This window comes from Roseobacter sp. SK209-2-6 (assembly GCF_000169455.1).
GTDB lineage: Bacteria > Pseudomonadota > Alphaproteobacteria > Rhodobacterales > Rhodobacteraceae > Pseudophaeobacter.
Genome location: NZ_AAYC01000014.1, coordinates 64625 through 85172 on the forward strand (window position 1 = coordinate 64625; position 20548 = coordinate 85172).

At 59.0% G+C, this 20548-nt stretch carries 17 protein-coding genes; 12 read left to right on the forward strand and 5 right to left on the reverse strand.

The genetic code is table 11. From position 1 onward, the window contains the following. Window positions 1-44: 44 nt before the first annotated feature. Window positions 45-2342 carry a xanthine dehydrogenase family protein molybdopterin-binding subunit gene (locus RSK20926_RS18580; protein WP_008209101.1) on the forward strand — a complete coding sequence of 766 codons (2298 nt, stop codon included), beginning with the start codon at window positions 45-47 and terminating at the stop codon, window positions 2340-2342. Further along, window positions 2320-3405, forward strand: coding sequence for a DUF2235 domain-containing protein (locus tag RSK20926_RS18585; RefSeq protein ID WP_008209102.1), 1086 nt, complete (start codon window positions 2320-2322; stop codon window positions 3403-3405). The genes RSK20926_RS18580 and RSK20926_RS18585 overlap by 23 nt, the downstream gene beginning before the upstream one ends. Window positions 3406-3458: 53 nt before the next feature. Here RSK20926_RS18585 and RSK20926_RS18590 read toward each other — a convergent pair whose 3' ends face one another. Then, window positions 3459-3947 (reverse strand): PaaI family thioesterase, encoded by a 489-nt coding sequence (locus RSK20926_RS18590; protein WP_008209103.1) that lies wholly within the window; start codon window positions 3945-3947, stop codon window positions 3459-3461. Between the two features lie 135 nt (window positions 3948-4082). After that, window positions 4083-4949: a methylenetetrahydrofolate reductase [NAD(P)H] gene (metF, locus tag RSK20926_RS18595; protein ID WP_037255783.1), complete on the reverse strand. Its 867-nt coding sequence runs from the start codon at window positions 4947-4949 to the stop codon at window positions 4083-4085. 117 nt (window positions 4950-5066) lie between these two features. Here metF and RSK20926_RS18600 point away from each other — a divergent pair, with 117 nt between their 5' ends. Continuing rightward, complete coding sequence (locus RSK20926_RS18600) at window positions 5067-5972, forward strand: LysR family transcriptional regulator (protein WP_008209105.1); 906 nt, start codon at window positions 5067-5069, stop codon at window positions 5970-5972. A 134-nt stretch (window positions 5973-6106) separates the two neighbouring features. On the opposite strand, the gene RSK20926_RS18605 is transcribed toward RSK20926_RS18600, so the two are convergent. Beyond that, a complete protein-coding gene (locus RSK20926_RS18605; protein WP_037255747.1) occupies window positions 6107-8380 on the reverse strand; it encodes an NADP-dependent malic enzyme in 2274 nt (757 codons plus the stop codon). A gap of 161 nt (window positions 8381-8541) precedes the next feature. Between RSK20926_RS18605 and RSK20926_RS18610 the strand changes: the two genes are divergently transcribed. The 6 genes from RSK20926_RS18610 to RSK20926_RS18635 all read left to right on the forward strand — a co-directional run bounded on the left by RSK20926_RS18610 (window position 8542) and on the right by RSK20926_RS18635 (window position 15035). Further along, a complete protein-coding gene (locus RSK20926_RS18610; RefSeq protein ID WP_008209107.1) occupies window positions 8542-9633 on the forward strand; it encodes a cupin domain-containing protein in 1092 nt (363 codons plus the stop codon). Window positions 9634-9771: 138 nt separating this feature from the next. Then, window positions 9772-10164, forward strand: a complete 393-nt coding sequence (locus tag RSK20926_RS18615; protein ID WP_008209109.1) for a cytidine deaminase — start codon at window positions 9772-9774, stop codon at window positions 10162-10164. Between the two features lie 4 nt (window positions 10165-10168). Next, window positions 10169-11473: a thymidine phosphorylase gene (locus tag RSK20926_RS18620; protein WP_008209111.1), complete on the forward strand. Its 1305-nt coding sequence runs from the start codon at window positions 10169-10171 to the stop codon at window positions 11471-11473. Beyond that, window positions 11473-12696 carry a phosphopentomutase gene (locus tag RSK20926_RS18625; RefSeq protein ID WP_008209113.1) on the forward strand — a complete coding sequence of 408 codons (1224 nt, stop codon included), beginning with the start codon at window positions 11473-11475 and terminating at the stop codon, window positions 12694-12696. Before RSK20926_RS18620 ends, RSK20926_RS18625 begins: the two co-directional genes overlap by 1 nt. A 174-nt stretch (window positions 12697-12870) precedes the next feature. After that, on the forward strand, window positions 12871-13503 hold the full coding sequence (gene upp / locus RSK20926_RS18630) for a uracil phosphoribosyltransferase (RefSeq protein ID WP_008209115.1): 633 nt from the start codon (window positions 12871-12873) through the stop codon (window positions 13501-13503). Between the two features lie 137 nt (window positions 13504-13640). Next, the gene (locus RSK20926_RS18635; RefSeq protein WP_008209116.1) at window positions 13641-15035 is read left to right on the forward strand and encodes an SPOR domain-containing protein; all 1395 of its coding nucleotides are present in this window, start codon (window positions 13641-13643) and stop codon (window positions 15033-15035) included. A 198-nt stretch (window positions 15036-15233) separates the two neighbouring features. Here the strand turns inward: RSK20926_RS18635 and RSK20926_RS18640 are convergent, their stop codons facing one another. Both RSK20926_RS18640 and RSK20926_RS18645 read right to left on the reverse strand, forming a co-directional pair. Further along, complete coding sequence (locus RSK20926_RS18640) at window positions 15234-16244, reverse strand: hypothetical protein (RefSeq protein ID WP_008209117.1); 1011 nt, start codon at window positions 16242-16244, stop codon at window positions 15234-15236. 113 nt (window positions 16245-16357) lie between these two features. Continuing rightward, a complete protein-coding gene (locus tag RSK20926_RS18645; RefSeq protein ID WP_008209118.1) occupies window positions 16358-17986 on the reverse strand; it encodes an AMP-binding protein in 1629 nt (542 codons plus the stop codon). A gap of 77 nt (window positions 17987-18063) precedes the next feature. On the opposite strand from RSK20926_RS18645, the gene RSK20926_RS18650 reads away from it, so the two are divergent. The 3 genes from RSK20926_RS18650 to RSK20926_RS18660 all read left to right on the forward strand — a co-directional run bounded on the left by RSK20926_RS18650 (window position 18064) and on the right by RSK20926_RS18660 (window position 20523). Further along, window positions 18064-18987 (forward strand): DMT family transporter, encoded by a 924-nt coding sequence (locus RSK20926_RS18650; protein WP_008209119.1) that lies wholly within the window; start codon window positions 18064-18066, stop codon window positions 18985-18987. Window positions 18988-19067: 80 nt separating this feature from the next. Continuing rightward, a complete protein-coding gene (locus tag RSK20926_RS18655; protein WP_008209120.1) occupies window positions 19068-19736 on the forward strand; it encodes a sulfotransferase family 2 domain-containing protein in 669 nt (222 codons plus the stop codon). 124 nt (window positions 19737-19860) lie between these two features. Beyond that, window positions 19861-20523 carry a Hint domain-containing protein gene (locus tag RSK20926_RS18660; protein ID WP_037255750.1) on the forward strand — a complete coding sequence of 221 codons (663 nt, stop codon included), beginning with the start codon at window positions 19861-19863 and terminating at the stop codon, window positions 20521-20523. The last annotated feature ends 25 nt before the right edge of the window (window positions 20524-20548 follow it).

The following is a 20548-nucleotide window of genomic DNA, read 5'->3' on the forward strand; positions in this document are numbered from 1 at the left end:
GGTCGCTCCTTCAAGCCGCACAATGCGCGAAGAGGGGGCGAGCCATGGAAAAATTCGGAAAAAGCCAGCCGGTCAAACGGGTTGAGGATGTTCGGTTTCTGACCGGGCAGGGGCGCTATATCGAAGACAGCGCCCCCGAAGGATCGCTGCGCGCCTGGGTGCTGCGCAGCCCGGTGGCCCATGGGGTGATAACCGAGCTGGACCTGAGCGATGCACGCGAAGCAGAGGGCGTGCATCTGGTTCTGTCCCATGCGGATCTGGCTGCAGCCGGGGTCATCACAACCATGGATGCCTCGGTGGTCAAAAACCGGGATGGCAGCGATGGTTTTGCAACAGAGCGCCATATGCTGGCCAAAGATCGCCTGCGCTATGTCGGGGAGCCGGTGGCTGTGATCATCGCAGAAACCCTGGATCAGGCCCGCGACGCCGGTGAGATGATCCTTTTGGATACTGAAGACCTGCCGGTGAAGCTGGACCTCCATGCAGGCGGTGAGCCGCTGCATGCGGCGGCACCGGACAACCGGGGTTTTGACTGGGGCATGGGCGATGAGGCGGCAACGGAGGCGGCCTTTGCCACAGCGGCTCATACTGTTGCCCTGCAGGTCGAAGACAACCGCATCATCGTCAATACCATGGAGCCGCGCGGCTGTTTTGCCGATTGGCGGGAGGGACGCCTGCATTTCGCCTTTGGCGGTCAGGGGGTCTGGGGCGCGAAAAGCCAGCTCGCTGCCAAACTGGGCCTGGCCGAAGAGGATGTGCATGTGACCACTCCGGATGTGGGCGGCGGTTTTGGCATGAAGGCGATGACCTATCCAGAGTATTTTGCTGTGGCCCATGCGGCGCGGGCGCTGGGGCGCCCGGTTTTTTGGATGTCAGAACGCACCGAAGCCATGCTGAGCGACAATGGTGGTCGTGACCTGACTTCGCTGGCGGAACTGGCCTTTGACAAGGATCTGAAGATTACCGCCTATCGGGTCACGACGCGTTGCAACTTGGGGGCTTACAACTCGCAATTTGGCCAGCCGATCCAGACCCAGCTGTTCAGCCGGGTGCTGGCGGGAGTCTATGACATCCAGACCGCTTGGATGCAGGTGGAGGGGATCTACACCAATACCACCCAGGTGGATGCCTATCGCGGCGCTGGGCGGCCAGAGGCGATTTATGTGCTGGAACGGGTGATGGACCGGGCCGCGCGGGAATTAGGTGTGGATCCGATTGAGCTGCGCCGCAGGAACTTTATTGCACCAGCTGCCTTTCCCTATTCCACGGTTACTGGTGAAAGCTACGATGTGGGGGATTTCAACAAGGTGTTGGACCGGGCCCTGGAGGAGGCTGATTATGCCGGTTTCCCTCAGCGTCAAGCGCAGGACGCGGTGGAAGGGAAACTCCGAGGACTGGGGCTTTGTTACTATATCGAAAGTATTTTGGGTGATCCTTCAGAAAACGCAGATGTCGAATTCTTGGAGGATGGCCGGGTGAATATCTATGTCGGCACGCAGAGCAACGGGCAGGGCCATGAAACGGTCTATGCTCAGTTCCTTGCGGATCAGACGGGTATTCCTGCTGAGGCCATAACAGTCATCCAAGGTGATAGTGATCGTATCGCCAAGGGGGGCGGCACTGGTGGATCGCGCTCTGTGACCACCCAGGCCAATGCTACCTTGGCCACCGTAGAAAAAATGATCGCTGCCTTTATTCCCTTCCTGTCCGAAGAAATGGGGGTCGAAGAGGCGGATGTCAGCTTTGATGGGGAGAGTTTCAGGGCTCCTGGCTCCAACCTCACACCTTCGTTCCTGGAGGCGGCAGAGATGGCCCGCGCGCAAGGCCGCACTGAGCTGCTGCGTCACGCGGCGCGGGCGCAATTGCCCGGGCGCTCTTTTCCGAACGGGGCCCATCTTGCCGAAGTTGTGATCGATCCGGAAACCGGAGAGACCGTCACCGACCGCTACACCGTGTTGGATGATTTTGGCAATCTGATCAACCCGATGCTGGCCGAAGGCCAAGTGCACGGCGGGGTGGTTCAGGGCCTGGGTCAGGCCATGATGGAGCGGGTTGTCTATGATCAGGACGGACAATTGCTCACAGCATCGTTTATGGACTACGCCTTGCCGCGTGCAAGCGACACCCCCATGATTGGATTCACCTCTGAGCCGGTCCCCTCGACCCAGAACCCCATGGGCATGAAGGGCTGTGGCGAAGCCGGGACCGTGGGCGCACTGGCCGCGCTGGCCAATGCGGTTCAGGACGCGGTCTGGGATAGGGGGGTAACGCAGGTGGATATGCCATTCACCCCGCTGAAACTTTGGGAAGCACTACAGGATGATACTAAAGCAGCTGAGTAAAAACCTCCTGGAATGGCTCGGGCGCCCACTGCGCTCCGAGCATTCCGGTGAGGCCAAGCTGCGGGGGCCGCAGGCCCATGTGATCATTCTGGATGGTACCATGTCGACGCTGGAGCCGGGGCATGAAACCCACGCCGGGCGCCTCTACCAGATGTGTATGGAGATGGGCGCCGAGATCTCGGTCTTTTATGAATCCGGTGTGCAGTGGAAGGGCTGGGGCAGCGCGCCCGATGTGATGATGGGGCGCGGCATAAACCGGCAAATCCGCCGCGCCTATGGCTATCTGTCTTCGCGTTACAGACCCGGTGATCGGATCTATCTGATGGGGTATTCCCGTGGGGCCTATGCGGTGCGCTCCCTTGCTGGCGTTATCGGCGAAGTGGGGCTGCTGCAGGCCGAGCATGCGACAGTGCGCAATATCCGCACTGCCTACCGCCACTATCAGCAGGGGGGCAGCCCCGAGGTCGTGGAGGCCTTTCGGCAAGCGCATTGCCATGCAGATGCTGAAATCGAGATGATTGGAGCCTGGGATACGGTAAAGGCGCTGGGCCTACGCTTGCCCGTGCTCTGGCGCTGGGCAGAGAGCCGTCATTCTTTCCATAACCACGAACTCGGTGCCCATGTGAAACATGGCTATCACGCCCTGGCGCTGGATGAGACGCGGGATGTGTTTAAACCGGTGCTCTGGACCTGCCCAGAGGGCTGGAATGGTCGCATCGAGCAAGTCTGGTTTCGCGGCGCCCATGGTGACATCGGGGGCCAGTTGGCTGGTCACGAAGAAGCGCGCCCGCTCTCGAACCTGCCCTTGGTCTGGATGCTGGAAAAAGCAGAGGATTGCGGTATGCCTCTGCCACAGGATTGGCGCATGCGCTTCCCGGTTGACCCTCAGGCGCCTTCTATAGGGACCTGGCAGGGGTGGGGCAAAATCTTCTTGTTGCGTAGCAAGCGGGAGGTCGGACTGGATGCCAGTGAAAGGCTGCATCACAGTGTTCAGGGCATGCAGATGTCGGAATTGAAGAAAGCACCGGGTTGGTTTGCCGGGGCCAGCAGCAATCTGCGTTGAGGCCTTCGGCCGACTTAAGCCAACCCCCCGTCTTCTGTGGTGTTTGTGATCTGTCAGGACTTTCCCGAAAGGTTCATTACGATACAGGTGGTTGAGCCGGTGGCGTAAAGTTTCCCATCCTCGATCCCGCGGATTTCACCATGGGCAATTCCGGTGGAGCGGCCCACATGATCGATTTCCCCGATGCAATCAATCGTCAAACCTATGGGGATCGAGCGTAGAATATTAATCTTGTATTCCAAGGTGGTATAGACTGACCCCTTGGGTACGGCGGTCATCACCGCACAGGCCATGGCACTGTCCAGGAGAGTTCCGTACCAACCCCCATGAACCGTGCCCATTGGATTGGTAACCTTAAATTCGGGGGTTCCTCTGAACACCGCACGCCCCGCGGCAACCTCATGCAGGTGATACCCCAAGAGCGCTGCAATCGGCGGGCCCGGCAGCCGCCCTTCCAGGATGCCAGTCATGAAGTCGAGACCAGAAATCTGTGAGATCTCTGACATGGATAAGAGATCAGAAGGGGTTTGTGCGGTGAACATGCCGTAAGCCTTTGCTTGTCGTACCCAGTCGCGCCAGAAAGCCCGACCTCCTGGGTCGGGCTTTGTCTGCGCTTTCCAACTTGCGCGTTCCTTTTTGGAATGATCCTAGGGGCGCTTTGCTAGGTAGAACAAGATTTACGCGACGTTCTCAAGCACTGTTTTAGGGGTGATGCCCAGAGCAAAGCAGACATCGCGGGTCAACTCAGGCCGGTTCAGCGTGTAGAAATGCAGCTTGTTCACACCACCTTCCAGTAGATCCGAGCACAGTTCGGTGCAGATCGCTGTCGCCAGCAGGTCCTCACGATCATCGCGGGTGGCTTTTTCAAAAGCATTTTCGACCCAATCAGGAATGTGGGTGCCGCAACGCTTGGCGAAATTGCGGGCCCCTTTCCAGTTTTCGATCGGCAGGATGCCGGGCACCAGCTTATCGCCGTCGATGCCCGCCTTGGCGCAGGCGTCCCGGAAGCGGAAGAAGGTTTCCGCCTCAAAGAAGAACTGGGTAAGGGCCTCATCGGCGCCCGCATCGATCTTACGTTTCAGCCAGTCCACATCGGCCTGCGCATTGGGCGCTTCGGGGTGCGGATCCGGGTAGGCGCCGACCCGCAGGGTGAATTTTCCGGTTGCTGCCAAGGCTTCGATCAATTCCACTGAATTGGCGAACCCCTCTGGATGCTGCGTGAATTTTCCAGCGCCCTTTGGTGGATCCCCCCGCAGAGCGACAATTTCTTTGACCCCGGCATCAGCAAAGTTTTCGGCAATCTCCAGGGTCTCGGCCTTGCTGGCGTTCACACAGGTCAGATGCGCCGCCACGTTGAGGCCAGAGGAACTGTGTAGCGTCTTGACCGCATCACGGGTGAGATCACGGGTGGTGCCGCCCGCCCCATAGGTCACAGAGACAAACCGCGGGTCCATTGGCGCCAGCACCTGAATGGTGTCCCAAAGCCGGAAGGAGGCTTCGAGACTTTGCGGCGGGAAGAATTCAAAGGAAATCTTGGGCGTCATGTCTCTGGTCTCTTGTGTAACTGCATCAAGGTATTTGTTCACTTCGGTACTTGTTGCACGTGCAGCATTGTGAGACAATTTCATAATTCTCAAGAACAACATGAGAGAAACTACAAGATGCATATCGAATTCCGCCATCTGCGCACCATCAAGGCCATCCATGAGGCCGGTGGCCTGGCCCGTGCTGCAGATCAGCTGAACATCACCCAAAGCGCGCTCAGCCACCAGATCAAGGGGCTGGAGGATCAGGCCGGGGTGGAGCTGTTTTTGCGCCGCTCCAAGCCGATGAAACTCTCGGCGGCGGGGCTGCGGCTTTTGCGTTTGGCAGAACAGGTTTTACCCCAGGTGGAGGCGGCACAGGCGGAGTTCTCCTCGCTGCGCGACGGTCATGCAGGCCGCATGCATATTGCCATTGAATGCCATGCCTGTTTTGAGTGGCTTTTCCCGGTTCTGGAGGGCTTCCGCAAGAGCTGGTCGGATGTGGATGTCGACATTCGGCCCGGCCTGGCATTTGAAGCGATGCCCGCCCTGCAAAAGGAAGAAGTGGATCTGGTTGTGTCCTCTGACCCGGAGGATATTCCTGGCGTTGAATTCATAGAACTCTTTGACTACAAATCCGTTTTTGTTGCCTCTTCGCATCATCCACTGGCTCAAAAACCCTATATCGAGGCGGAGGATTTTGCTGGCGAGACGCTGATCACCTATCCGGTGGAAAAGACCCGGCTGGATGTTTTTAGTCAGCTTTTGATCCCGGCGCGGGTCGAACCGGCCAGCATTCGCCAGGTGGAATTGACGGCAGTGATCCTCTTGCTGGTGGCCTCTAATCGAGGCGTCTCGGCTCTGCCAGATTGGGTGGTGCGCGAGGTGAAATACTCTTCCGATTACGTGACCCGTCCGCTGACCAAAGAGGGCATCACTCGACGTTTATATGCTGCGATCCGCAGCGAGGATCGGGAGAAGCCCTATATGCAGGAGCTGATCCGCCTGGCCAAGGTAGAAGCCCGCAAGTTGCAGCAGCAATAGCGGGGTGTTTCAGCGCTCTTTTTTGCGGCGCAAAGCGACAGCGGAGGGCGTTTCCCAACACTGTGGCCGGAAATGAAAGCAGGGAGGCAAAATCCCTGCCTACCCTCATAATCTCTGTAAGATTGTCGCTATTATCAGCCGTAATGCGCCACCGGTGTGCCTGCGATGGCCGCCATGTTCAACAGACCGCGCGCGGTGATCGAGGGCGAGACGATATGGGCGCGGTTGCCCATGCCCATCAGGATCGGCCCCACTTCCAGCCCGTCGGCGCGCATCTTCAGAATGTTGCGCACGCCAGAGGCCGCATCCGCATGGGCAAAAATCAGCACATTGGCCGCACCTTCCATGCGTGAGTTGGGGAAGATCCGTTCTCGCAGATCGGGATCAAGCGCGGTGTCGATATTCATCTCGCCCTCATAGACAAAATCGCGTCGCTTGTCGTCCAGGATCTCCAGCGCGGCCCGTAGGCGCTCGCCGCTGTCGCATTTGATATTGCCGAACTGCGATTGCGAACAAAGGGCGATTTTGGGCTCCAGACCAAAGCGGCGCACGTGGCGGGCGGCCCCCATCACCGTTTGAGCAATCGCCTCCGGGTCCGGTTCGATGCGCACATGGGTATCTGCAATGAACAACGGTCCGTCTTCCAGGATCATCATCGATAAGGCGCCATGAGGAGAGTATCCGCCGCCACCCAGAACCTGGTTCACATAGTTCAGGTGCCAGCGGTATTCGCCAAAGGTGCCGCAGATAAGGCTATCGGCTTCGCCCCGGTGCACCATGATGGCGCCGATGGCGGTAGTATTGGTGCGCATGATCGCCTTTGCCAGATCGGGGGTTACCCCCTGGCGCTGCATCAGCTTGTGATAGCTGTTCCAGTAATCATAGTAGCGCGGGTCGTTTTCCGGGTTCACCAGTTGAAAGTCGCGACCCGGGCGAACATCCAGGCCCAGTTTCTCGCAGCGCCTCTCGATCACCTCGGGGCGGCCGATCAGGATCGGGGTCTCGGTGGTTTCTTCCAGAATGGCCTGGGCGGCGCGCAGCACTCGTTCGTCTTCGCCCTCGGCAAAGAGAATGCGGCGGGCGGCGGCGCGGGCGGCCTCAAAGACTGGGCGCATCAGCAGGGCGGATTTGAACACACTCTGCTTCAGCTTCTGCTCATAGGCGGCGATGTTTTCGATCGGCCGGGTGGCCACGCCGCTTTCCATCGCGGCCTTGGCCACGGCAGAGGAGACAACTGCCACCAAGCGTGGGTCAAAGGGTTTGGGGATCAGGTAATCGGCGCCAAAGGTCAGGTGTTCCCCTTTATAGGCCGCGGCAGCTTCGGCTGATGTGGTGGCACGGGCCAGTTCGGCAATGCCTTCGACGCAAGCGATCTGCATCTCGTCATTGATCTCGGTTGCCCCAACATCCAGCGCGCCGCGGAAGATAAAGGGGAAGCAGAGGACGTTGTTGACCTGATTGGGGAAGTCGCTGCGCCCGGTGGCGATGATGGCATCCGGTGCCACCTTGCGCGCCGCATCGGGCATGATTTCCGGTGTCGGGTTCGCCAGGGCAAAGATGATCGGCCGCTCGCACATCTTGGCGACCATCTCGGGTTTCAGTACATTGGGGCCAGATAGGCCCAGGAACATGTCTGCGCCCTCGATCACCTCCTCTAGGCTGCGCAGATCGGAAGCTTGGGCAAAGGCGGCCTTTTCCGGGTTCATATCCTCGGCGCGGCCCTCATAGACCAACCCATGAATGTCGCAGAGCCAGATATTCTCGCGCTTCACGCCCAGTTTGACCAGCATGTTGAGGCAGGCAATCCCCGCTGCGCCGCCGCCGGTTGAAACGATCTTGATCTCGTCAAAGCGTTTGCCAGCCACATGCAACGCGTTCTTGGCCGCAGCTCCAACCACAATGGCGGTGCCGTGCTGATCGTCATGGAAGACCGGTATATTCATCCGCTCGCGGCAGAGTTTTTCGACGATGAAGCAGTCGGGTGCCTTGATGTCCTCTAGATTGATGGCGCCAAAGGTGGGCTCCAGCGCGCAGACGATATCGGCCAGTTTCTCCGGATCGGTCTCGTTCACCTCAATGTCGAAACAGTCGATGCCGGCGAAGTTCTTGAACAGGACCGCTTTGCCTTCCATCACCGGTTTGGAGGCCAGCGCGCCGATATTGCCCAGACCCAGAACTGCCGAGCCGTTGGAGACCACGGCGACCAGATTGCCGCGCGAGGTGTAGCGGGCCGCATTACCTGCATCTTCTTTGATCTCAAGGCAGGCCTCGGCCACACCGGGGGAGTAAGCGCGTGCCAGATCGCGGCCGTTGGCCATGGGTTTGGTTGCGCGGATCTCCAGTTTACCCGGCTGCGGGAACTCATGATAGTTGAGTGCGGCTTGGCGCAGGTTCTGTGAATCGGACATCTGGCACTCCATAAAATCGATTGTTTAGTGTTAAACCAGTTTTTTGGGCGGAAATATAGCGCAAACTGACGCAATTGAACCCTGCGGCACAGGCTAGGCTACTTCTTGCGTTTAGCTTGCCGCAGGGTCAGAGTTCCCCGCAAATGAAAAGGGAGTGAAAAATGAGCGATGTAATCGCCGAGTTCCGTCTGCCAACCCAGGAGTTGCGCAAGGATATTCCGTTTTATACCAAAGTTCTGGGCATGCGAATGGATATGATCTACCCGGCGGATGATCCCAGCATTGCGGTCTTTTCCGGCCATGGGCTTCGACTGCGCATCGAAAAGGGCGCCTCCGAGAGTCCGGGTACGATCCGGATCCTCTGCGATGATCCGGAGGGATTTGCCGGCGGCGAGCGGCACCTGACGGCGCCAAATGGAACTAAGATCGAAATCGAAGAGCGCCATCCGCCTATGGTGATGCCTGAAACCGTGCATAGCTTTGTGGTGCGCCGCCTGAAGGATCAAGCGCCCTGGATCATCGGCCGGGCGGGCATGCATTACCGAGATCTGGTGCCGGACCGGCTGGGCGGCTCGATCATTGCCAGCCATATCCGCATCCCCGACGGTGGGCCGGTTCCGGATATGGTGCATTTTCACCGGGTCGGGTTTCAACTGATCTTCTGCATCCATGGCTGGGTCGATGTGGTCTATGAGGACCAGGGCGATAAGATGCGCCTCACTGCAGGCGATTGCTTTATCCAGCCGCCTGAGATCCGCCACCGGGTGCTGGAGGCCAGCGACAATGTGCAGGTGATCGAAATCGGTGTGCCGGCCGAGCATATCACCGAGATCGACCATGATATGGAGCTGCCGACCCCGCATTTCCGGCCGGAGCGCGAATGGCAGGGGCAGCGCTTTGTCTATAACAAGGCCGAAGGTGCTGAATGGCAGAGTTTCCGCCTGCCGGGTTATGACTGCCGCGACACCACCATTGCAGAAAACACCAAAGGCGTCGCCGGGGTGCAGGTGGTGCGGCTCGCCGCTGAGAGTGCTGAGCCGGTCTGGGCCAGCCATGACACCGATATTCATTTCACCTTTGTGATGAATGGCACCGTGACGCTGGAGGGCGAGGGGCGCGATCCCTATCCTTTGGAAGAGGGCGATGCCTTTGTCATCCCGCCCGGCATGAAGACCCGGCTGAGCGGCGCCAGCACGGATCTGGAGTTGCTTGAGGTGAGTCTGCCCGGAGTCTTTGGGACGCAGCTGGGCTGACCTGCTAAGGTGCAGCCAAAACAGCGGGAAAGACCCGACTTTGTGCGTTCAGCGCGCGTTTCTGGTCTTTCCCTCATCCATAAAATGGCTCTATTGTGCAATATTCTGACCAAATGATCAAAAATAAGGAGCCCACCGATGAGCCTGAAGGATGCAGCCCACGCCGTACGTGAAAATGCGCATGCGCCCTATTCGAATTTCAAGGTAGGTGCTGCGCTGCGCACGCCTTCGGGCAATGTCTATGTGGGCTGCAATGTTGAGAATGTGGCCTATCCCGAAGGCACCTGCGCCGAGGCCGGTGCCATTGCCGCCATGGTGGCCGCTGGGGAAACAGAACTGGCAGAGGTCTATGTGGTCGCCGATAGCCCCGATCCGGTGCCGCCCTGTGGTGGCTGTCGTCAGAAGTTGAAGGAATTCGGGACCGGAGAGGTCAAGGTGACCATGGGCACCGTTGAGGGGCTGGAGCGCGAGACCACAATTGGCGACCTGCTGCCCGGCGCCTTTGATGCTGACCACATGGTCCGGAGCTGAGCCAATGGATGCGCGCGCCATCATTGCAGAGTTGCGACGGGGCCAGAGCCCAAGTGATTCTGAAATCTCCTGGTTTGCGCAGGGTCTTGCCAGTGGTGAAGTTAGCGATGCGCAGGCTGGAGCCTTTGCTATGGCGGTCTGCCTGCAAGGCCTTTCGCAGGAGGCGCGACGTGCGCTGACCCTGGCGATGCGCGACAGCGGTGATGTGCTGAACTGGGATCTCGGTGGTCCGGTGCTGGACAAGCACTCCACCGGCGGGGTCGGCGATTGCGTCTCTCTCCTGCTGGCGCCGGCGCTGGCTGAATGCGGCGCCTATGTGCCGATGATCTCGGGGCGCGGGCTGGGCCATACCGGCGGCACCCTGGATAAGCTGGAGGCGATTCCAGGTCTGACCACCCAGGTCAGTGAAGAGCAACTATATGAAATCACACGGGATGTGGGCTGCAGCATTGTAGGTGCTACTGGCAGTATCGCGCCGGCGGATAAACGCCTCTATGCGATCCGCGATGTGACCGCCACGGTGGAAAGCCTCGATCTGATCACCGCCTCGATCCTGTCCAAGAAACTGGCGGCCAGCCCCGAAGCTTTGGTTCTTGACGTCAAGATCGGCACTGGAGCCTTTATGAAGTCGCAAGCGGAGGCCGAGGCATTGGCGCGGTCATTGGTTGAGACGGCCAATGCCGCTGGCTGTAAATGCACTGCCTTGATCACGGATATGAACCAGCCGGTTGCCAGTTCTTTGGGTAATGCATTGGAAATCGCCGAGGTCATGCGGGCGCTGACCAGCGGTAAACCCTCGCAGTTGAGCGAGCTGAGCGCACTCTTGGGAGCAGAGGTGCTCTTTTCCTGCGGCTTGGCCGCCAGCCTAGACGAGGGCGCTGAAAAACTGCGATCCCGCCTCATGGATGGGCGCGCCGCAGAGCGTTTCGGCCGCATGATCGCGGCTCAGGGCGGACCAGCAGATTTTGCCGAAAACTGGCAAGAGTGTCTGCCCGCTGCACCGATCCAACGGCAGGTTTTTGCCCCTGTTGCCGGTTACCTGTCGGCTATAGCGGGTGAGGCCCTTGGCCTCGCAGTTGTACGCCTTGGCGGCGGGCGCATGGTGGAAAACGACCGGATTGACCCCGCGGTCGGGATCTGGGGCCTGCCGAGGCTCGGAACGGCTCTGGAGCGGGGCGCTCCGCTGGCAGTGATCCACGCCGGAACCGAAGCGGCAGCGGATGAGGCAGAACAGGCGCTTTTGAATGCCATTCGCATCAGCGATGAAGCGCCGAAACTGCCGCCACTCATTCATGAAAGGATTGCCTGATGCCCCGTGCCTTTCTTGTTGTGATGGATTCCGTCGGCATCGGCGGCGCGCCGGATGCCAGTGCCTTTTACAACGGTGACCTCCCGGATCTTGGCGCCAATACCCTGGCCCATATCGCGCAGGCCTGTGCCGCGGGCCAGGCGGAGGAGGGGCGTACAGGTCCATTGAACCTGCCCAATCTGGAGACCCTGGGCCTGGGCGCGGCCATGCGTCTGGCATCATCGGTGCCCTTTCCCGGGCTGGATGCTGAACCTGAGGGCCTTTGGGGCTGCGCGGCAGAGGTCAGCCCGGGCAAGGATACCCCCTCCGGCCACTGGGAGCTGGCCGGCCTGCCGGTGCCTTGGGATTGGTGCTTTTTCCCGGATGAAACGCCGAGTTTCCCCGAAGAGCTGAGCGCGCTTGCGGCAGAGCTGGCCGGGACCGAGGGTATCCTGGGCAATTGCCATGCACCTGGCACGGCGATCATTGAACGCCTCGGCGCTGAACACATGCGCAGCGGCATGCCGATCTGCTATACCTCGGCGGATAGTGTCTTTCAGATCGCTGCCCATGAAGAGACATTCGGGCTGGAACGACTGCTGAAGCTTTGCCAAGACTTGGCGCCGTATCTGCATGCCATGAAGGTCGGCCGGGTGATTGCGCGTCCTTTCACGGGTTCCGAGGCTGAGGGTTTTACCCGCACGGTGAACCGCAGGGACTTTGCCATCACGCCCCCGGCGCCGGTTTTGACCAACTGGGTGCAAGAGGCAGGCCACCGGGTACATGCTATTGGCAAGATTGGCGATATCTTCACCATGAGTGGTATCGATACCCTGAAGAAAGGCGCCGATGAGACCCTGATGCAGCACTTGAATGAGGCCTTGGAGACAGCAGAGGAGGGCAGCCTGACCTTTGCCAATTTTGTCGAGTTCGACAGCCTTTACGGCCATAGGCGCGATATCTCTGGCTATGCCCGGGCGCTGGAATGGTTCGATGCCCAAATCGGTGAGGTTCTGGGGAAACTGCGGCCCGGCGACATGCTGCTTCTGACTGCGGATCACGGCAATGACCCCAGCTGGCCGGGCACTGACCACACCCGCGAGCAAGTCCCGGTTCTGGTGGCGGGCTGCGGTACCGGTTCCATTGGGGCGCGGGGCTTTGCGGATGTGGCTGCCAGTGTCGCTGCCCATTTGGGCGTCGCATCACAAGGCCCGGGCAAAAGCTTCTTGCTGGCCACGGGATAACGCGCACCGGGGCCAGGGGCGAAGGGCATAGGGATTTGACCAGAAGATCAAAACTGCCTTGCCTCACCCGCCGCAGCGCTGCAAAAGAGAATAGCAAACAAGCCATCCCGCGTAGAGGTGGCCCAGACAGAGCGGCCTGCAAGAGTGAGCGGCCCAGACCAGGAGAAAGCCCCGATGAGCGAACATCTGACCGTAGTTGATCACCCGCTGGTGCAGCACAAACTGACCCTGATGCGCGACAAGGGCACTTCGACCGCCGGTTTTCGCCGTCTCCTGCGCGAAATCACCCAGTTGCTCGCCTATGAAATCACCCGCGAAATGCCGCTGACCACCACCACCATCGAGACCCCGATGGAGGACATGGAGGCGCCGATCCTGGCGGGCAAGAAGCTGGCGCTGGTGTCAATCCTGCGGGCAGGCAACGGCATGCTGGACGGGGTGCTGGAACTGATCCCCTCGGCGCGTGTGGGCTTTGTCGGTCTCTACCGGGACGAAGAAACCCTGCAGCCGGTGCAGTATTACTTCAAGGCGCCCGAGGGGCTGAAAGACCGCATTGTGATTGCGGTGGACCCGATGCTGGCGACCGGCAACTCTTCGGCGGCGGCGATTGATCTGTTGAAAGAGGCGGGTGCCAATGACATTCGGTTCCTGTGTCTGCTGGCTGCACCTGAGGGGGTGGAGCGTATGAAAGAAGCACATCCGGATGTGCCGATTGTCACCGCCTCGCTTGACCGGGAGTTGAACGACAAAGGCTATATCATGCCCGGACTTGGTGATGCGGGCGACCGCATGTTCGGCACCAAGTAAACCCGGACGTTAAAACACTAAATGCTTGAGGCGATTGGGCAACGTTTTGCCCGATTGCCGCCATATTGTTGCCATAGCTGCCTTTACCTCTTTTGGGTTTTCAGGCATCCTGACGCCACATCTTGTGGGGATGGGCTATGAAAATAACAAGAATTGTTGCCTTCGCTATACTTGCTGCCTCTGGCGGGTTTGTTCTGGGCGAAAGCGATCTACAGGCACAAACACTACGGTCCGCAGGACCTCCGGCGGAGTTCCCGCCTGCTTCCTACAAGGGGAAGCAATACGTCGATAGCCGTGGATGTGTCTATATTCGCGCTGGAATCGACGGCAATGTGAACTGGGTTCCGCGTGTCAGTCGCAGCCGTAAGCAGCTATGTGGATTTCAGCCCACAGCCATAACGGGTGGTGGTGCCCGCGCAGCGCAGCGCGGCCCCGCGCCTGAGCAAATTACCCTGCCTGCGGAGCAACGCCCCGCCCAGCAAAGTGCCGCTGCCGCCGAGGAGGCTGCACCAGCGGCCCGTCGTCCAGCAAGCCAGCCAAAGGCGCAGGCCGCTGCTCCAAAGATCGTAACCACCGCCAAACCGCGCCGCACACCGCAGACAACCAGCGCACGGCCGACCCCGGCGGCAAAACCGCGCCGTGTGGTAAAGGTTGCGCCTGTTCCTGCACAACCTGCGAGGCCAGCCCCTGCCGCCAAACCTGTTGAAGTATTGACTGCCCCTGCTGCAAGCAATGGCGCCTGTCAGGGTGCCTCTGTACTGAGCCAGCGTTACATCAATCGTACCGGGGTGCGTTGTGGCCCGCAGGCCGAGGCTCCGGTTACCTATCGCGATGGTTCGGGCATCGGGCCGCAATCCTCGTTGATTTTGACGCCAAATACCCGGGTTGTTCCGGTGCATGTTTACCAGGAACGTCGGCACAGTCAGGATCTGCAACCACCGGCTGGGTATCGCGCTGCATGGGCTGATGATCGCTTGAACCTGCGACGTGCAGAACGCGACCTTCGCCCTGCAATTCTGTCCAATCAGACACATATCCCCGAAGGCTATACAGCGGCCTTTCAGGCCGACGGGCGGATGAACCCTTTGCGCGGGCGCAGAACCCCCGAGGGGGACTTGCAGATGGCCCAAATCTGGGCTGATGGAACGCCCCGCACCCTGGTGGAACTACCTTTGGATAGGCAGGTGGTCAGGGGTGATGGTGGCCGCCACAAGGAGTATAACGGCACCCGTATTGTGCACCCTCTACATGTGCAGATTACCTTCCGCTCAGAACCGGGGGCGGAGGTTCCTGCTGCAGCAGCCCCACGTCGCTATATTCGTGCCGCCACAGTGGCAGATCCCGGCAAAGCACAGCAGCTTGCTGACCGTCTTGCTGCCAGCGGTATGCCTGCGCGCCTTGGCACCGTTTCGCGTGGTGGAAAGCCCTACAAGGTGGTTCTGTCCGGACCTTACCAGAGCCTTGCAGAGGCAGAAAAAGCCCTCTCAAAGGTGCGCGCGGCCGGGTTTACCAAGGCAAGGATCAGCCGCTAAGCCTCTCGCTTTGGTTTTGACGCGCTGTGACTATTGCCACAGTGATTGGATAGAGGATTACCAGTCCTCTCAAAAGCCAGGGCAGGCCCTGGCTTTTTTGTTTGCGCAGTTTGGGGCATCGCTTGAGCAGCTTAGCGGCTCTTGATCGGTTTGGAATGGCTTTCTAACCGAGGCAGTAGCTCATTGCCCTAGCGAGCATTAGCTGCAGATATTTTGCAATTGCACCCAATCACGGTCGTTCAAAACCGGTTCCAACACTCGTCCAGCCATAGGATCCGCCTCGATCAATCCGAGGGTGGTTTCGCCGGTCAGATCGATTGCATAGCCATAGGGCCGGGAAGGGATCGCCGCCTGGGCAAAGGCTGCGAGAAGGGCTTCATCGCTGACTGCGGGACGCGGATGGGCGAGCACCCTTTCTGAATAACTGTCCAAGGTTTCCCGGTTGAGCTCCCCTGTAGTGAGCAAGCGAAAGGAGGCCAGGGGACCGCCGGACGACAGCAACTCTGCCAGGGGTGGGTTCTGCTCGGCGCGCACTTTTTCGGCCAGAATGGCACCTGCAGCGACGGCTGGGTCCTCAAAATCTTCAACCAAGCTCCGGTTCAGCAAAACGATGCCGCCTGGCAAGTGCAGGCTGGTTGCAACGCCCGAGGGCATGATGGCAACCTGACGCACATCGGTGCGTTCTGCGAGCTTGGCTAGAATGGGGGAAGCCTCTGGCGTTGCGCAGACCTGGCCAGAGACACGTTCAATCCGGCCCAGGAGGGCCTGGCCGATCGCCTTGACCTTGATCTCTGGTACCACCCGCACCGCATGGGACTGCAAGAGGGGGGGGAGCCCCCAGATCAACGCAGCAAGCAATACCACCGTGCCAGCCATCGCAGAGTAAAGCCGCAGCCGTCCCGGATGTGGGCGGGCACGTTCTATCGCACCCTGTACCTTGTCAATCGCCTCGAGCATGGTCTCCTCACCCTCGGGGATCTCCAGCGTTTCGCCGGTGTCACCATCCGGGTGAAACAGAGCAGGAAGCTGACCGGGATTGGCTCGTTCCACCGCAGCCAAAGACCAATGGGCCAGCGGGATGTCATTCATATCGGTGATGGTCAAAGTGGCATCGCCAATCGAGACGATGACATCCCGCCGCTGTGATTGCGGATCCGCCCTCCAGAGACCGGCGGCCTCCAGTCGTTCGAATTCCTTGAGTGCAGTCATTCAGCTCGCCTGCTCTGATTTGTTGCTTTCCCAAAAAGATAGCATGCGAAGGAAGAGGGCGGCAAATGGCTTTGTTGCCAAAAATGCCGCCCCGATCCGCGTTTGGACGCTGTTCAGAGCGCTTTTGCTATGCCGCGCAGTTCAAACTTCTGGATTTTGCCGGTCGAGGTCTTTGGCAATTCTTGGAAAATCACCTGTTTGGGGGCTTTGAAACCGGCCAGTGTTTCGCGGGAAAAGGCGATCAATTCAGCTTCCTCCAGGGTCTTGCCCGCTTTCAACTCAACAAAAGCGCAAGGAACCTCGCCCCATTTCTCGTCGGGTTTGGCAACCACGGCAGCGAGGTTCACAGCAGGATGCCCCATCAGTACGCCCTCGACTTCAACCGAAGAGATATTCTCACCACCAGAGATGATGATGTCCTTGGCGCGGTCCGCGATCTGAATATAGCCATCTGCATGTTGCACTGCGAGGTCGCCGGAGTTGAAATACCCGCCCTTGAAGGCCTCTGCGGTGGCTTCGGGGTTCTTCAGGTAGCCCTTCATCACCGTATTGCCGCGCAGGGCGATTTCACCCTGGCTTTGGCCATCCATCGGCAGGATCTCATGATCGCTGCCGCGCACCACGACGGGCTCCATCATCGGCATGGCGACGCCCTGGCGCGCCTTTTTGGCAGCGATCCCAGCCTGGTCCAGATCGGCCCAGTCCTGAGCTTTCCAATAACATTCAGTCACATGGCCAAAGGTCTCTGTCAGTCCGTAGACATGGGTGATGTTAAACCCGAGATCCTCAATCTTGGCGAGGGTTGCCGGAGCAGGGGGGGCGCCTGCGGTGAAAACCTCAACCTGATGATCGAAGGTTCGGCGTTCCTCATCCAGGGCATTGACGATCATGTTGAGGACAATGGGCGCGCCGCCGAAATGGGTGACGCCTTCATAGTGAATGGCGTTATAGACATTCTGCGCGGAGACATCGCGACAGCAGACCAGGGTGCCGCCCAGCAGCGGCATCATCCAGGTGTGGTTCCAGCCATTGCAGTGAAACAGGGGCACGATGGTCAGGTAGACCGGGTGTTGTACCATGCGCCAGGAGACAACGGTGCCCATGGTCATCAGATAGGCGCCCCGGTGATGATAGACCACGCCCTTTGGCCGCCCAGTGGTGCCGGAGGTATAGTTCAGCGCCAGGCTCTCCCACTCGTCTTGGGGTAGAATCCAGTCAAACTCCGGATCTCCTTCAGCCAGGAGGTCCACATAGGTTTTGTGCCTGCCTGTGGCGTGCCAGCCTGCCGGGTCGTCGGCCACTTCGATTAGGATCGGTGCCGGGCCTTCCATCTCTTCGATGGCGGCTTCAGCCAACTCAAGAAACTGCGGGTCCACCAGAGCGACCTTTGCCTCACCATGATCAAAGATATAAGCCACGGTGCTGACATCCAGCCGGGTGTTGATGGTGTTGAGCACCGCGCCACAGGCGGGGACCCCAAAATGTGCCTCTGCCTGCGCGGGCAGGTTTGGGATCAGGGTGGCGACAACATCGCCAGACTTCACCCCAAGTTGGGCAAGCCCTGAGGCCAGGCGGCTGCAGCGCGCGTGATACTCGGCATAGTTGATGCGTTGCTTGCCATAGATCACAGCCGGATGATCCGGAAAGACCTGAGCCGCGCGCTGAAGATGCGCAAGCGGTGTTAGCGGCACATAATTGGCCGCACATTTGTCCAGACCGGTTTCATCCGTCATCCATCCCATTCCATTCCTCCCCTGAATCACTATGGGTGTCGTTTTGAGAACAGATATTGCGGAAAGTTGCTGGCAAAGGGAAGAGTATGAAACAAATCGCTTCCATTCCCACAAGTACTGGCAACCAGACGGCAGCTGCGCATTCCATGCTCGCTGCCATGGCCATCATTGGTGTGACCGACAATGCGGTCCCTCTAATGGCTGAACATATCGGTCTGGGGCAGTTCTACATCCTGCGCACCCTTGTGGCCTTACCGGTCCTTTGGGTCATGTCGCAAATGGGGTTTGGCGGGTTGTTGCCGCGACGTTTCTGGGCCGTCACCTTGCGGGCCATGCTGGTTGCAACCTCGATGGTCTTTTATTTCGCTGCGGTTGCCCTGATGCCGATTGCTCAGGCGCTGGCTGGGCTTTTTACCTCACCGATCATCATTGTTGTGGTCTCTGTTGTTTTCATGAAGCTGCGGATCGGAGCGGTACGCATAGCCGCTGTCCTGGGAGGCTTCATCGGCGTGATGTTTGTTCTCCAGTTGGATCTGGCCGCCTTTGACTGGTTGATCTTTCTCCCGGTGGCAGGGGGCTTTTTCTATGCGCTTGGCTCGATCGTGACGGGAACCATGTGCAAGGATGAAAGCACAGTCTCCATGCTGTTCATCTATTTGCTGGCCCAGGGGCTTATTGGCGGGGTATTTCTGCTTGCCTTGCAGGTCTGGCCACTGCCCGTAGCGGAGGGTGCTGAGGGCTTTGTGACCCGCGGTTGGGCCTGGGATGTTCTGGGCATTTCGCACCTAATCCTGCTGCAGGGGGCTGCTGCGGTTGGTGGCGTTTTCCTGATTACCCGGGCCTATCAGCTGGGCGAGGCTTCTTTTGTGGCCGTTTTTGAATATTCGGTTTTGCTGGTCGGGCCGGCAATCGCCTGGTTTGCCTATGGCCAAACACTGGATCTGTGGCAGATGATGGGGATTGGGTTGATCGTCCTAGCGGGATCGACCCTGGCGCTGCGCTCTTCGTAGTTGCAAGGACGCCCTGCGCTTGCGCGCGCGTTTGCCGTTTGCTTGTTTCCTTTGCAAAACACAGGGCTTAGGGTGGCGGCATGATCCTGTCGCGCGGCCGAAACTACCTGTTCATTCACATTCCCAAAACCGGGGGAACCGCGCTGGCCTTGGCGCTGGAAGCGCGGGCGAAAGCCGATGACATCATGCTGGGCGATACCCCCAAAGCCAAGAAACGCAGGCGGCGGCTGGAAGGTGTCAAAACCGCGGGTCGCTTGTGGAAACACTCTACTTTGTCGGACATTGCAGGATTGATCCCCGAAGAGGAACTGCGCGGGTTATTTACCTTTACTCTGGTGCGCAATCCCTGGGATCGGGCGGTGAGCTACTACAGTTGGCTCAAGGATCAGAAGTTCGATCACCCGGCTGTGGCCCTCTCAAAGGCGCTGAGCTTTCGGGAGTTCCTGCTAACGCCGGAAGTTCTGGCAAGTTTTCGGCAGGGACTGGCCCCGAATTACCTGCGGCATGCGGATGGAAGTGAGCAATGTCAGGCCTTTATCCGTATCGAGCAGTTTCAGAGCGATGCCAGCCTCCTCTTTGAACACCTCGGCTTTGAGCTGGTGCTGCCACGGATCAACAGCTCAAAGCGGTTGGCGGATTGGCGGCCCTATTATGACGCGGAAACCAAATCCGCTTTGGCCGCTGCCTGTCATGAAGAAATTGTCAGATTTGAATATTCTTTTAACGATTTCGCCTTATCCCTTGGTTAACAACAGTCGCTAGCCCAGCACACGAGGCGCTGCCTCCAGCAGCTAAGCCACTGTAGAGGAAGAAAACTCTGACAACAGATGATGTTGTCGAACAAGGGTTGAACAAGGGACAGAGGTTGAGATGATGTTTGATTGGTTTCAAAAACGCGGTTCCGGGGCCTTTGATCTGACAATGGCACCGCTTCCAGTTGCTGAAGGCGGCTTTCTTAGCGGAACTCATGTTGCCTCTAACTTGGGGTGGCGACCAATCGAAGCGCTCTGCGAGGGCGATATGATGCTCACCTTTGATCATGGGATGCAGCCTATGATTGAGTTGCAGCGAGAGACACTTCACGTCGAGGAAGGGGTTCTGGACCCTCTGCGTTGCCCATTGCACATCCCGCGTGATGCGCTGAACAACCGGGTGCCAATGTGGCTGATGCCGGATCAGGGTGTGTTGTTGGAAAGTGATCTGATCGAGGATCCGCAGGGTGACCCCTTTGCAGTGGTACCTGCCTGCACCCTGGAAGGTTATCGCGGTATCAGCCGTATGCATACCGGAGAAAAGCTGGAACTGATCCGCCCGCGCTTTGCCCGCGATGAGGTTGTCTATCTGGAGGCTGGTCTCCTGGCCTTTTGTAGCGCGCCGGGCGATCTGCTGAATATGGGCGCACCGGTTAAGGATGTGGCCTATAAGGTGCTCCCTGTTGGGGCAGCACGCGAATTGGTTCAGGCGATGACCGCATCCGAGAACGTAATGCTGCAAAACGCAGCGGCCTCGATACCACCGGGAACCTACCCGGTCTAAGAAATTTCGTACCTGGCGGCACAGC